Raw genomic sequence first — 12,235 nt, 5'->3', positions numbered from 1 at the left:
TAACTAACTCCTTATAGTGATCTTAAATTTACTAAATTAATGCAGTATTTGAGTAGTTAAGGTTTTTAATTTTTTAATTTCATGAATTTTTAAAGGGCGATAAGCACCTATTGTGAGATTTTCAATAGTTAAAAAAGAATAACGATAACGTTTTAGCTTTAAAACTTGATAGCCTAAAGCTTGCATCATTTTACGAACTTGCCTGTTTTTTCCTTCAGTTATTACTAGCTTTAACCAAGTAGAAGGTTTGGGTGTATAAGAACTTTTCAAAATATCAATTTCTTTACAAACAGCCAAATAATTTTTATCAATGATAATTCCTTTGCGGAATGTGGCAAGGTCTTTTTTTTGCAAACAAGCATTAATTTTAACATGATATTCTTTAGGAATACAAAAGGAAGGATGGGTTAATTTTTGAGTAAGATCGCCGTCATTAGTAATTAAAAGTAGTCCTGTAGTATTAAAATCAAGACGTCCTATCGGATATAATCTTTGTATGCTTGCTTCTTCGATTAAATCCAAAACAGTAGGGCGTTTTTTATTGTCTTTGGCAGTGGAAAGAAATCCATTGGGCTTGTTGAGCAAAAAATAAGAATAAGTGGTTTTGGTGATCGGTTTGTCATCCAAAGTTATAATGTCGCTGGAAGATACTTTAGTTCCTAATTCAGAAATAATTTTGCCATTAACTTTAATGCGTTTTTTCAAAATTAAAATTTCTGCTTTTCTTCTAGATGCCACATTTGCATAAGCCAAAACTTTTTGTAATCTTTGCATTATTTTCCAATCCTTCCTTACTTGATTGTGTGGTTTGATGTTTAAAAACTTATTATTAAAATATTGTTCAAAAATGTCTTTTGTTTTTCTAATAGTTAATAATTAAAAATATTACAAATTAAAAAAAATAACGCGGATAGTATTTATTTTCATCCAAGGTATCATAATAAGCAACAAAATTTTTATTACTATCTTTAACTATAAAAGGTTTTTTAGTAGTTATTTGTCTTTGGTCTAAATGAGTGCCGTTTTTTACTAACTTAATTAAATAATCATTTAAAATAAGTTCATCGTAAGCAGCAAAAAAAGTACTATCCAAAATCAAATCATTGAGTTCTAAATTTTCAATATTTTTAGCGTTTTGTAATAAATGCGTGCCAATTTCAGTTCTTTGCAAATGAAGAAGAGCACCATAAGTATTTAATTGCAAAGCTAGATCACGCGCAAGACTTCTAATATAAGTTCCTTTGGAAACATGTGCCAAAAAATCTACTTGGTCGCGACAAAGCAAAGATGTTTTTTCAAAATGATGAATAAAAACTTCTCTTGGAGGAATATCTACAACTTGATTTTTGCGTGCTAAACGATACATTTTTTTTCCTTTAATTTTAACTGCTGAAAACATAGGAGGTATTTGCAAATACTTTTTTTGATGAAAAGATGCAAAACTTTTTTGGATGGTACAATCAGTTAAAGGGGTGTTTTTGGTATCCAACAATTTACCTGTCACATCCAAAGTATCATAATGTTTATTAAAAAGAAAGGTTCCTTGATAAGTTTTTGATAGTTTATCGAACAAAAAAGCCAGTTTAGTGGCTTTACCCACACAAATAATTAAAAGTCCTGAGGCTAAAGGATCAAGAGTTCCTGTGTGTCCTACTTTGTCAAAATGAAATTTTTTTTTAATTTGAAAAACTACATCATGTGATGTCATCTTTTCTGGTTTGTTGACTAAAAAAAATCCGTTCATAACGTTTGATTTTGCTTTCGGTTTGTGGTAAAATTATTTATAAGAATGTAAAAATTTAAGCAAGTCTTCTTTATTTAGAAACCCACTATGTCTTGCTAATTCTTTTTTATCTTTGTATAAAATAAGGGTGGGGAAACCAGAAACGCCTTTTTCTAATGCTAATTGTCTAAAAAAATCAACGTCTACTTTGTAAAAAAGAATGTCTTTTTCTAAAAGGCAAACTTCATCCAAAACAGGCAATAATCTTTGACATGGAGGACACCATGTAGCAAAAAAATCAACAACTACCAATTGTTGTGTGGCAGTTATGGTTTTAAAATCTTGTCCTTGATAATTCATTAAATTACTCATTATATTTAAAACTCCTTTTGTTTTTTTGGGGTTTGGGTTTTGGCATACACCATTTATTATAATTTAAAAAATGTTAATTAATAAAGATATGTTTTAGTTATTTTAATTTTTAAAACAAAATGAAAAAATGCATTTTTATGAATCATATTTTTTTTGGAAATTTGTTCGTTTGAGAATTGTTTTCTAATCCATTTAATGTTAAGGCAACCATAAAGCAAAAAAACAAATGAAGACAAAGAAAGGATTATTTTAATTAATAAGTTTACCCAATCAAAATATTTTTCTTCTTGGAAAATAAAATCTTTGTATTTAAGAGAAGCTATTTTTTGTTCCAAAATGTTTTAAGAAATAGGTTTTAGTTTGCAATAAAAAGGGACTCCATTTTTATCAATTAATTTGATATGGTAATAAAAACCTTCCAGCCAACTATTTTTAGCAACATAAGTAATTTTTTTGGTTTTATAATTATCAATTTTATTCAATAAATCAGAAACAGTAATGTTGGAAGTGGCATTTATAAAAGGCAAATGATGATAGCAATCAAAAGAAAACAACAAAATAGAAAACATCAAACTTACCACAATTAAAAAAGGGGTGATAATTTTTTTCTTGAAAATAAAATAATTTTTAGGAATAGCAAACAACCAATAAATGGTTTTAAAAATTAAAATTGTTGATAATAAAAGAAAAAGGACAAAAAAAGCAAAGTGAAAATAAAATGCCAAATAGTAGTTTTGTTAAAACCTTTTGCAGGTTGGAATGGTTGAATTTTAATTTCTTTCATATCTTTTATTTGTTTGTTTTGTAAAAATTCTTTAATTTGTGGCATTGGAGTGATATTTTGTTCTTGTAATTTTTGAGATAATTCTTTAATTAAAGGTTTATTTAATTTCACTAAAGCTTTGGCATAAGAAAAACATTTTTTAAAATATCTCTTTGTAAATCTTCTTTATCTTTAACTGATATCGAATTATAACCAAAAAAACGTGTTAGTTCTTGGGATTTGTGGAAAGCCTCAACAAAATCAGAACAAGCTTTATCAATAGTTTTTTCGCAAATCACTTCTTCAGCAACTTTTCCTGCTAAAAGAATGGTAATTTCTTGGATTAAAGTTTCTTTTAATAAAATATTAGGGGTCTGTTCTTTAGCAAATAAAGTCAATATTTTATCCGAAGAGCGTGGAATTAAAGAAACCGAACTTAAAAAATGAGTATTTTTGACTTGGCTGATAATTATTTTAGCAGCTGCATGAGTAGCAACAATTTCTTTTTCTTTGTGATTATATGTTTTGGAAGAATTTGTTATCCCTAATAAAACGTTTTCTTTAGCTTGAATAATTGTTTCAGAAGAAATTTTTTGCAATTCTTGTTCTTTGTTTTCTTCTGCTTGAAGCATTGAAGCCTCATTTAAAATGGCTTTGAGTTGAGCACCACTTAATCCTTGGGTTTCTTGGGATAATTGTTCTAAATTAATATCCTCATCAGCTATTTATTTGCCTTTAGTACATAATTTTAAAATAGCTTTTCTTGCTTTAAGGTCAGGGAGCAAAACATTAACTACATAAACAAAACGTCCTGGACGAAGCAAGGCAGAATCTAGAGATTCTACTCTGTTAGTAGCAGCTATCACAATGACATTATTTTCATTATCTTTGGATTTAATCCCATCCATTTGATTTAATAATTCTGTAGTTATTTCTTTTTCTTTTTGGCTATCTTTTCTAGCAATACCAAAAGAATCAATTTCATCAATAAAAATAATGCTTGTTTTATGGGTTTTTGTTTTTTCAAACAAATCTCTTAATTTTTTAGCACCATCACCATGAATTCTTTGCAAAAAATCAGTACCACTAAAAGCATAAAAGGATGCGTCTGATTCGCCTGCAAGAGCTTTTGCAAGTAAGGTTTTTCCTGTTCCTGGAGGTCCATAAAACAAAATTCCTTTAGGAATTTTGTCTCCTGCTTCATGATATTTTTTAGGTTCTTTTAAAAAATCAATAAAACGTTGGAGAAGTTGTTTTTCTTCTTCCATCCCTGCCACATCATTAAATTTAGTTTCACTTGAGATTGGCTCAAAATCCGTGTGATTGTGGTTGTTCGGATTCTTTTTCTGGATTAGTTTTTTTGGGTATTACCCCTTTTAACATTAAATTTGCAAAAAGAAAATAATTCCAAAAAGATATTATAAAAAGGATCAGGCAACATCGCAAAAAGTTCTTTTTTAAAATTATAATCATTGGAGCCATACCCATTCTTCGAGAAATGAAAATTAATTATGAATTCATTATTTTAAATGTGAACATATAAATGTAATAATATAAAGAAGTTTCAAAAAAGTGCAAACTCATTAAAATAAATAAAATTATTGTGTGTTAATAATTTAATTATCTAGGTAAAACTTCATCAATTTCCAAACGATTAAATAAAATATGATAATTATCTAATTTTTGAGTTGAAAGAAGCCCGAAAGTATCTAAACTTTCAAAAGTAATATCAGAGTTTTTGAGTTGAGTTAAAATTTTATGAGCAGTTTGAGGCAAAAAAGGTTGCAATAAAACTCCTAAAAACCTTAAAGTTTCTACCAAAGAATATAGTGTGTGGTCTAATAGTTGTTGTTTTTCAGGATTTTTAAATAAATTCCAAGGTTCTACAAAATCAATGTATTTATTAGCAAAACGAGCCAAATTCATAATTTCTTTCAAGGCATCTCCTACTTTACAATCTTGCATTTTGAGACGAACCAAAGGAAGAGTTGCTAAAGCTTGTTTGGATAAATCAAATTTGGGATCTAAATTAGTTGTAATTAAAGTTTTGGATAAATTATTTTGGCGATAACTTTTTACCATCCCAAAAACTCTATGAACTAAATTTCCCAAAACATTAGCTAGGTCACTATTGTGCCTTTCTACTAACAATTCATAAGTGATATTACCATCTTGAGCATAAGGAATTTCTGATAGAACAAAATAACGAATGGAATCAATCGGAAAATATTTTAATAAATCATCAACGTACAAAACGTTACCTTTAGATTTAGACATTTTATTTTTATCAAACAAAATCCATGGATGGGTTAAAAACTGTTTGGGTAGTGAAATTTCAAGTGCCATCAATAAAATAGGCCAGTAGATAAGGTGAAACCTTAAAATATCTTTACCAATAACATGCATATCACAGGGCCAATATCGATTAAACTGACTATTTTTGGATGTAGGATTGTAGTCTAGTCCGGTTAGATAATTGCTTAGAGCATCAATCCAAACATAAATAACGTGTTTGGGATCAAAAGGAACGGGAATGCCCCACTTGAAAGAAGTTCTAGAAACAGACAAATCTGCTAATGGTTCTTTTAATAAATTTAACAGCTCTTTTCTTTGGGCATCAGGTTTAATTAAGGAGGGATTGTTTTCTAAATATTGCAATAACTGGGCTTGATATTTGGAAAGCTTAAAAAAATAAGTTTCTTCGCTGATTAAAATAGGAGTTTCACCATTAAAAGTTTTTCCATCAATTAAATCTTTGGCAGACACATAAGATTCTTCAGCAACTGAATAAAGCCCTTGATATTTTCCTAAATAAATATCTCCTTGTTGCCATAACTTGTAAAAGATGGCTTGAACTGTTTGTTTGTGGTGGGGATTGGTAGTTTTTACAAATTTATCGTAACTTACTTGCATTAAATCATAAATTCTTTTAATTTCCAAAGATATTTGGTCTACGTATTCTTGGGGATTTTTGCCTTGTTGCAAAGCTTTGGCAGCAATTTTTTGTCCGTGTTCATCGGTTCCTGTTTGAAACAAAACATCAAATCCTTCTAGGCGTTTGAAACGAGCAATGGCATCAGCTAAAATAGATTCGTAAACGTTTCCAATGTGCGGAATGCCAGAAGCATAGGCAATTGCTGTGGAAAGAAAAAATTTAGGTTTTTGGTTGGGGGTTGTTTTCATAAAACTCCTTAAATAAATGGTGACAAAAATATTTTTTAATTGTGGTTTGTTGGGAAAAATCTGCATGTGGTTTGGGGAATCAAATCAAGATTGGGGGTTTTTGATTTTGTATTGGTGATAAATTTCTTTTTTGGTAATGTTTCTTTCTTGAGCAACTTTGCTAAAAGCCTCTTTTTCGTTAAAGCCTAATTTAAGGTAAAAAAGAACGTGATCGTTTATGCTTAGAGCAAGCAAATGTTCGTTGGGGTTGGGGTTGCCTGCAACAACAATGACATATTCGCCCTTATTAATTAAATCAAATTCTAAAATAGAGTCAAGATTGCCATTGATAATGGTTTCGAATTTTTTAGTCAATTCGCGCGCTAAAGAAATTTTTCTATTACCATATAATTTATGTATTAAAAGTAAAGTCTTTTTAATTCTATGAGGAGATTCGTAAATAACAAGGCTTTCTGAGGTGTTTTTATATTGGAGTAAATATTTTTCCAAAGCTTGAGACAAACGGGGTAAAAAAGCCAAAAAGATAAAAGGTGAGGGGATGGCAGAAGTCATAAAAGCAGTTAAAAAAGCAGATACTCCTGGAATCGCTACCACATTAAAACCATGTTTTTGCACTTCACAAACCAAAGAAAACCCAGGATCGCTAATAAGAGGAGTGCCTGCATCACTAATTAAGGCAATATTTTTTCCTTGTGATAAAAGTTCTAAAATTTGAGGTAGCCTTCTTGTTTGATTGTGTTCATAATAAGAAAGTAAAGGTGTTTGGATTTGATAAGTGTGTAAAAGTTTTTTGGCTCTTCTAGTATCTTCTGCTAAAATTAAAAAAACTTCTTTTAAAGTGGCAAGTGCTCTTAAGGTGATGTCTTCTAAATTGCCTATGGGAGTTGCTACCAAATATAAAGTAGGTTTGGCGTTGCAAAAACTTTTTTGTTGAAATAACATATTTTTTACCTTATTTGTTGGGTTTGGGTGTGTGCAAATTTTTAAAGATTTAAAATGAAAGTCTTTGGGCTTCTAATTGAATTAACAAAGCCATGAAAAGATTTTCTTGATTAGATAATATATATTTTTTTTTGTAAATTTGGTGAATAATTTTTAAAATATTAAAAGTGGTTGGAAGAGGTAGGGTTTGATAGTATTTTTGATATTCTGGATTTGTTAAAATTTGTGTTTTGGAAAAATAAATGGGTGTTTTGGAGTTAGGTGTTTTTTCATATAAAATATCAGAAAAAAAACGTAATAACACTGATAAAAAATCATTTAAAAAATGAGGACAAGAGATAAGTTTTGCAAGCAGAGGAGAGACAAAAACTGCTAATTTTAATGAAATTGTTTTTGGGAATTGAATAAGAAAATCCAAAAAAAATTGTTTAAAATTTTGATAATAATCGCTGGCAATAAATAAATCCATTTGATCGGAATTTTTATTTATTAAATTACTTAAGGAAAAATCAAAAGCATCTATTTGGGATTTGGTTTTAGAGTCTAAATTTTTTGATTTTGCATCCATAGTATCAGAGATATTAATAATTTGACAACGAGAAACTATGGTTGGTAAAACTTGTTCTAAATTATTTGTTAATAAAAAACCTATAGTATTGTTGTTGGAAGGATTTTCAAAAAAATGCAATAAACTGTTGGAAGTTTGGGTAGTTATTTTTTCTATTTCTTCAATTACATAAATTCTTTGGGTTCCGAATAAAGAAGTTTGCAAAAAGTTTTTTTGAAATTGCAAAATTTGTTCTTTGGTAAAAAGATGGTTTTGTTTAGTTAAATAATAAAAATTGGGGTATTGCGAATTAAGTAAGGTATCTTTTGTCAAAAGATGAGGGTCATGAGGTTTGAAAATACGATAGGCAAGTTCTAAAACAAATAATTTTTGTTGGGAAAGAGTGGAGCCAACAACTAAATAAAGATGAGCGAGTTTATTATTTTGAATAATTTGGTTAAATTTGGCTAACAAAGATTGGGTTTTGTTCATAATTCTATTTGAAAGACTTCTTTGAGTTTTTGTTCAATGATGTTATAAATGTTTTCCAAGGGCTTGCTTGCATCAATTAAAAAAATTCTTTTTTGTTGGTCTTTTTGACAAAGGTCAAGGTAGCCTTTGCGTACTTTTTTATGAAAAGACAGTTTTTGCAAATCAAACGAATTAATTTCTTTAGGTCTAAATTGTTTGACTCTTTGAATGCCTATTTTAGGGTCTAAATCTAGATAAAAAGTAATTTTGGGCATGTAATTTAGAGCAAAATTATTAATATTTAAAACAAAATCTTGACTTAAACCGCGAGCATAAACTTGATAAGCTATAGTCGAATCTAAATAACGATCACAAATAACTATTTTGTTTTGTTGTAAAGCAGGAATAATTAATTTGCTTAAATGTTCTGCTCTATCTGCTGCAAATAACAAAGCCTCAGTGTGGAAATCTATTTGTTTGTTAGAAGAATGCAACAAAATATTTCTAATTACTTCATTAAATAAACCGCCACCAGGTTCTTTGGTTAAAACACACGAATATTTTTTACTTAATTTTTCAAATAAATAACGTGAATGGGTGGTTTTTCCGGTGCCTTCACAACCTTCAAAAGAAATAAACATTTAGTATAAATTCTCCTTTTTGTGTATTTTTATTTATTGTCATAAAATCAATAAAAAATTTTTTTTAAAACTAAGGCTTTAGCAGGAGCCAAAAGGGTGGCTTTTTTAGTTGTGTTGCCTAATAACATCGCTTGAAATTGTTCCAAAGAAAATTTATTTTTACCAATTTCAATTAAAATTCCTACCAAAAAACGAATCATATATTTTAAAAAACCGTTTCCATGAAAAACTAAAATATATTTATGTAAAGTTTCTTTGAGAAAGGCTTGAAAAATGGTTTTAGAAAAATTTTTAGGTTGGGTCTCACTAGTAAAAGCAAAAAAATTATGGGTGCCTTCAATAAATTTTAGGGCTTTGGTGATTTTATCAAAATCAAGTTTGTCAGCAAAAATTTGAAAATGATGGTTAAAAGCGTTGAGAGGTTTTTTGGAAAAAACATATTGATAAATTTTTGATTTCGCTGAATAACGAGCATGAAAATTAGGAGTGGCAAAGTTCATTTGTCTAACTCTAATATCAGGAGGCAAAAAATAATTAAGAGTTTTTTGGAAATGTGTGGGTTTTAGAAAAAAAGTGGTTTGGAAATGGAGGGTTTGCCCTTGGGAATGGACTCCTTTATCGGTTCTACTAGCTGCAAAAGTAGGGATGTTTTGATGGGTCATTTTTTTTAAAGCTTTTTCAAAAGTTTGTTGCACGGTTATTTTTTGAGGTTGTTTTTGATATCCATAATAACAAGTGCCATCATAGCTTAAAATTAATTTATAAAAAAAGTGTTGCAAAAATGCCTCCTTGTGTAACTACAAAATATTTATTAAGAATTTAAAATGGGAAATAAGGAGTGAAGAAAAAGGGGTTAATATTAAAAAACCTCCTTAATCCTTAAGATAAGAAGGTTTTGATAATTTAAGTTTTTTGAGCAAGAACCTAAAAATGCTCGGTTAATTGTTATTAAACAAAAGCAATAATTGCCATTGGAGCACCATCACCACGACGAGGAACAGTTTTAATAACTCTAGTATATCCACCTTGACGATCAAGATATTTAGAGGAGATATCTTTAAATAGTTTTTGCAAAACTGTAGTGTCATCGTTGATTTTTTCATCAAAAAGATGTCTTTTGGCTTGGCGTCTAGTATGCAAAGTATTTTTTTTAGATAAAGTAACCATTTTATCAGCTAATTTTTGTAATTCTTTAGCTTTGGATTCAGTTATCATAATTTTTTCTTGCACAATTAAATCAGTCATTAAAGTTCTTAACAAAGCTCTTCTTTGAGATTTATTGCGTCCTAATTTGCTAAAAGGCATAAAATTTATCTGTCCTTTCTATTTTCTAATGTGTTTTTTAGTTTTAATGTTTGTCTTTGTCTTCTTCAACGCTGTGATGCAAAGCTCCTTTAAGATAATCATTGAATTCTAAACCGTATTCTAAAAATTTATCTTTTAATTCTTGGAAAGATTTTCGTCCTAAGCTTTTAAGTTTGACAACTTCTTTTTCACTTAATTTTACTAAAGCAGCAACTGTGTCAATCCCTGCTCTTTTAAGACTGTTAAAAAGCCTTACAGATAAATCTAGTTGTTCAATTTCTAAATCTAGTACGTAATTGTGAGCTTCTTTTTTAGATTCAGAAACAAATTCTACATGAGCAGGTTTTTGGCTTAATTCTACTAAAACATTAAAATGATCTACTAAAATGCTAGCTGCAGTTGCTAAAGCTTCTTTAGCTAAAAGAGCGCCGTTAGTGGTAATTTCAATAGTTAATTCGTCTTTGTTGCCTATTTTTTTTTCTACTTGATAAGAAACATTGACAACAGGAGTAAATAAAGAATCAATTGCAATAACGCCTACTTGATTTTCGCCGTGAACTTTGTTGTCTTTGGCGCCAACATAACCAATGCCTTTTTTAATGGTAACTGTCATATGAAAGCAAACATCATCAGAAAGGGTGGTAATGTAATGATCGGGGTTGATGATTTTAACTCCTGCAGGCAGTTCGAAAGAAGAAGCGGTTAGGTGTTGTGATCCTTTGGCAATTAGTTCTAGTTTTTCTTCAAAATCATCTGATTCGTCGTCTACGGCAAAAACAATTTTTTTTAAATTTAAAATAATTGTCATGACATCTTCATAAACGCCAGGAATAGTGGTAAATTCTTGTTCTACTCCTTGAATTTTAACATTTACAATAGCAGTACCAGGCAAAGAAGATAACAAAACTCTTCTTAGAGCGTTTCCTAAAGTAATGCCGTATCCTCTTTCTAAAGGTTTAATGGTGAATTTCCCAGAAATGGGATTTTCATCAATTTCTTCAACAAAAAAAGGTTTAATAAATTTAATATTTTTCATAATTACTCCTTGAAATGTCGAACAAGATTATTATCCTCTAGGAGGTTTTGGCGGTCGACAACCATTATGTGGTACTGCAGTAACATCTTTAATAGCAATAATTTCTAATCCTGCTGCTTGCAAAGAACGGATAGCTGCTTCTCTTCCGGGACCTGGTCCTGTAATGAAAGTTTCTACTTTAACCATTCCGTGTTCCATCGCTGCTTTGGCAACTGCTTCAGCGGCTAATTGTGTTGCAAAGGGAGTTGATTTACGAATTCCTGTAAAACCCACAACACCTGCACTACTCCAAATAACAGTATTACCGTTAAGATCAGTGATATTAACGATAGTGTTGTTAAAAGTGGTATGAATATGTGCAATTCCTAAAGGAACATTTTTTTTAACTTTGCGTTTGGTAGTTTTTTTTCTTTCCAATGCCTTTCTCCTTTATTATTTTTATTATTTAGTTAATTTTATTATTTTTTCTTACCAGCAATTACTTTAGGTTTACCTTTAACAGTGTGAGCATTGTTTCTGGTTTTTTGTCCTCTTACAGGCAATCCTTTACGGTGGCGTAGCCCTCTGTAAGCTCCAATTTCCATTAAATGCTTAATATTTAAAGTAACTTCACGTCTTAGGTCGCCTTCTACGTTGTATTTAGTAATTTCACTACGTAAAGCTGATAATTGCTGTTCGGTTAAATTTTTAACTCTAATATTTTGGTCAATGTTTAACTCGTTTAAAATTTTATGAGATAATTTATTGCCTAAACCATAAATATAAGTTAGTGCAATTACTACTCTTTTATCGCTTGGAATATCTATTCCTGCAATTCGCGCCATAAATATCTCCTTTTATCCTTGTCTTTGATTGTGTCTACGATTTGTTTTATTGATAACATAAACGCGTCCTTTACGACGAACAATGATATCATCTTCACTGCGTTTTTTAACTGAAGCTCTAACTTTCATAATCTTTTCTCCTTACTTAAAACGATAAGTGATTCGTGCTTGTGTAGGATCGTATTGTGATAATTCAATTCTTACTTTATCACCAGGTAAAATGCGTATGTTGTTGATACGTATTTTACCAGAAACATAAGCGATAATTGTTTTTTTATTTGGAAGCTCTACTTTAAATTTATCATTTGATAATAATTCAACAACTTTAGCTTCGATTTCAATTTTGGATTCAGTTTCGTTTAAATTGTTTTTTGACATTCAAAGTGATTCCTTTAATTTTGATTTCTGGGTTTGGGGGTGGTTTTGAT

17 protein-coding genes and 1 pseudogene are annotated in these 12,235 nt (G+C 29.7%); all 18 read right to left on the bottom strand.

Annotated features, from left to right (window positions below; translation table 11 throughout):
* Positions 1-36 precede the first annotated feature (36 nt).
* The 18 genes and pseudogenes from BHE82_RS01635 to infA all read right to left on the bottom strand — a co-directional run bounded on the left by BHE82_RS01635 (position 37) and on the right by infA (position 12,185).
* Positions 37-774: a pseudouridine synthase gene (locus tag BHE82_RS01635; protein ID WP_071345538.1), complete on the bottom strand. Its 738-nt coding sequence runs from the start codon at positions 772-774 to the stop codon at positions 37-39.
* 118 nt (positions 775-892) lie between these two features.
* Entirely contained in the window at positions 893-1,744 is an 852-nt protein-coding gene (gene truB / locus BHE82_RS01630; protein ID WP_071345537.1) for a tRNA pseudouridine(55) synthase TruB, read from the bottom strand.
* Between the two features lie 33 nt (positions 1,745-1,777).
* Complete coding sequence (locus BHE82_RS01625; protein ID WP_069028269.1) at positions 1,778-2,095, bottom strand: thioredoxin family protein; 318 nt, start codon at positions 2,093-2,095, stop codon at positions 1,778-1,780.
* Between the two features lie 341 nt (positions 2,096-2,436).
* Positions 2,437-2,664: a hypothetical protein gene (locus BHE82_RS03120; protein WP_180365487.1), complete on the bottom strand. Its 228-nt coding sequence runs from the start codon at positions 2,662-2,664 to the stop codon at positions 2,437-2,439.
* Positions 2,665-2,759: 95 nt separating this feature from the next.
* A complete protein-coding gene (locus BHE82_RS01610) occupies positions 2,760-2,990 on the bottom strand; it encodes a hypothetical protein (RefSeq protein WP_071345534.1) in 231 nt (76 codons plus the stop codon).
* Positions 2,990-3,568 carry a hypothetical protein gene (locus tag BHE82_RS01605; protein WP_257608389.1) on the bottom strand — a complete coding sequence of 193 codons (579 nt, stop codon included), beginning with the start codon at positions 3,566-3,568 and terminating at the stop codon, positions 2,990-2,992. The genes BHE82_RS01610 and BHE82_RS01605 overlap by 1 nt, the downstream gene beginning before the upstream one ends.
* Before the next feature lie 15 nt (positions 3,569-3,583).
* Positions 3,584-4,147: pseudogene (locus BHE82_RS01600) on the bottom strand (AAA family ATPase); the annotation flags it as partial.
* A gap of 331 nt (positions 4,148-4,478) precedes the next feature.
* The gene (gene metG, locus BHE82_RS01595) at positions 4,479-6,041 is read right to left on the bottom strand and encodes a methionine--tRNA ligase (protein WP_071345531.1); all 1,563 of its coding nucleotides are present in this window, start codon (positions 6,039-6,041) and stop codon (positions 4,479-4,481) included.
* A gap of 84 nt (positions 6,042-6,125) precedes the next feature.
* The gene (rsmI, locus tag BHE82_RS01590) at positions 6,126-6,983 is read right to left on the bottom strand and encodes a 16S rRNA (cytidine(1402)-2'-O)-methyltransferase (protein WP_071345530.1); all 858 of its coding nucleotides are present in this window, start codon (positions 6,981-6,983) and stop codon (positions 6,126-6,128) included.
* A 49-nt stretch (positions 6,984-7,032) separates the two neighbouring features.
* Positions 7,033-8,022: a DNA polymerase III subunit delta' gene (locus BHE82_RS01585; RefSeq protein ID WP_071345529.1), complete on the bottom strand. Its 990-nt coding sequence runs from the start codon at positions 8,020-8,022 to the stop codon at positions 7,033-7,035.
* Positions 8,019-8,642 (bottom strand): dTMP kinase, encoded by a 624-nt coding sequence (gene tmk, locus BHE82_RS01580; protein WP_071345528.1) that lies wholly within the window; start codon positions 8,640-8,642, stop codon positions 8,019-8,021. Before tmk ends, BHE82_RS01585 begins: the two co-directional genes overlap by 4 nt.
* A gap of 47 nt (positions 8,643-8,689) precedes the next feature.
* A complete protein-coding gene (gene truA, locus BHE82_RS01575) occupies positions 8,690-9,421 on the bottom strand; it encodes a tRNA pseudouridine(38-40) synthase TruA (RefSeq protein ID WP_069028277.1) in 732 nt (243 codons plus the stop codon).
* A gap of 169 nt (positions 9,422-9,590) precedes the next feature.
* Positions 9,591-9,947: a 50S ribosomal protein L17 gene (gene rplQ, locus BHE82_RS01570; protein ID WP_011160603.1), complete on the bottom strand. Its 357-nt coding sequence runs from the start codon at positions 9,945-9,947 to the stop codon at positions 9,591-9,593.
* Between the two features lie 43 nt (positions 9,948-9,990).
* Positions 9,991-10,983, bottom strand: coding sequence for a DNA-directed RNA polymerase subunit alpha (locus BHE82_RS01565; protein WP_071345527.1), 993 nt, complete (start codon positions 10,981-10,983; stop codon positions 9,991-9,993).
* A gap of 30 nt (positions 10,984-11,013) precedes the next feature.
* Positions 11,014-11,400 (bottom strand): 30S ribosomal protein S11, encoded by a 387-nt coding sequence (gene rpsK, locus BHE82_RS01560; protein ID WP_071345526.1) that lies wholly within the window; start codon positions 11,398-11,400, stop codon positions 11,014-11,016.
* 41 nt (positions 11,401-11,441) lie between these two features.
* The gene (rpsM, locus tag BHE82_RS01555) at positions 11,442-11,807 is read right to left on the bottom strand and encodes a 30S ribosomal protein S13 (RefSeq protein WP_071345525.1); all 366 of its coding nucleotides are present in this window, start codon (positions 11,805-11,807) and stop codon (positions 11,442-11,444) included.
* A gap of 12 nt (positions 11,808-11,819) precedes the next feature.
* A complete protein-coding gene (gene rpmJ / locus BHE82_RS01550) occupies positions 11,820-11,936 on the bottom strand; it encodes a 50S ribosomal protein L36 (RefSeq protein WP_071345524.1) in 117 nt (38 codons plus the stop codon).
* A gap of 12 nt (positions 11,937-11,948) precedes the next feature.
* The gene (gene infA / locus BHE82_RS01545) at positions 11,949-12,185 is read right to left on the bottom strand and encodes a translation initiation factor IF-1 (protein ID WP_071345523.1); all 237 of its coding nucleotides are present in this window, start codon (positions 12,183-12,185) and stop codon (positions 11,949-11,951) included.
* Positions 12,186-12,235 lie beyond the last annotated feature (50 nt).

The sequence above is a fragment of the Rice orange leaf phytoplasma genome (assembly GCF_001866375.1).
GTDB lineage: Bacteria > Bacillota_I > Bacilli_A > Acholeplasmatales > Acholeplasmataceae > Phytoplasma > Phytoplasma asteris.
The sequence above is the reverse complement of the archived record's forward strand: the minus strand, read 5'-3'. Positions and strand labels throughout refer to the sequence as shown.

What these genes read in the sequence shown, in the direction of transcription:
- tmk (WP_071345528.1), bottom strand. Translation starts at nt 8,642, where the DNA reads ATGTTTATTTCTTTTGAAGGTTGTGAAGGCACCGGAAAAACCACCCAT.
- BHE82_RS01625 (WP_069028269.1), bottom strand. Translation starts at nt 2,095, where the DNA reads ATGAGTAATTTAATGAATTATCAAGGACAAGATTTTAAAACCATAACT.
- BHE82_RS01635 (WP_071345538.1), bottom strand. Translation starts at nt 774, where the DNA reads ATGCAAAGATTACAAAAAGTTTTGGCTTATGCAAATGTGGCATCTAGA.
- metG (WP_071345531.1), bottom strand. Translation starts at nt 6,041, where the DNA reads ATGAAAACAACCCCCAACCAAAAACCTAAATTTTTTCTTTCCACAGCA.
- rpsM (WP_071345525.1), bottom strand. Translation starts at nt 11,807, where the DNA reads ATGGCGCGAATTGCAGGAATAGATATTCCAAGCGATAAAAGAGTAGTA.
- rsmI (WP_071345530.1), bottom strand. Translation starts at nt 6,983, where the DNA reads ATGTTATTTCAACAAAAAAGTTTTTGCAACGCCAAACCTACTTTATAT.
- BHE82_RS03120 (WP_180365487.1), bottom strand. Translation starts at nt 2,664, where the DNA reads ATGTTTTCTATTTTGTTGTTTTCTTTTGATTGCTATCATCATTTGCCT.
- BHE82_RS01565 (WP_071345527.1), bottom strand. Translation starts at nt 10,983, where the DNA reads ATGAAAAATATTAAATTTATTAAACCTTTTTTTGTTGAAGAAATTGAT.
- infA (WP_071345523.1), bottom strand. Translation starts at nt 12,185, where the DNA reads ATGTCAAAAAACAATTTAAACGAAACTGAATCCAAAATTGAAATCGAA.
- rplQ (WP_011160603.1), bottom strand. Translation starts at nt 9,947, where the DNA reads ATGCCTTTTAGCAAATTAGGACGCAATAAATCTCAAAGAAGAGCTTTG.
- rpmJ (WP_071345524.1), bottom strand. Translation starts at nt 11,936, where the DNA reads ATGAAAGTTAGAGCTTCAGTTAAAAAACGCAGTGAAGATGATATCATT.
- truB (WP_071345537.1), bottom strand. Translation starts at nt 1,744, where the DNA reads ATGAACGGATTTTTTTTAGTCAACAAACCAGAAAAGATGACATCACAT.
- BHE82_RS01585 (WP_071345529.1), bottom strand. Translation starts at nt 8,022, where the DNA reads ATGAACAAAACCCAATCTTTGTTAGCCAAATTTAACCAAATTATTCAA.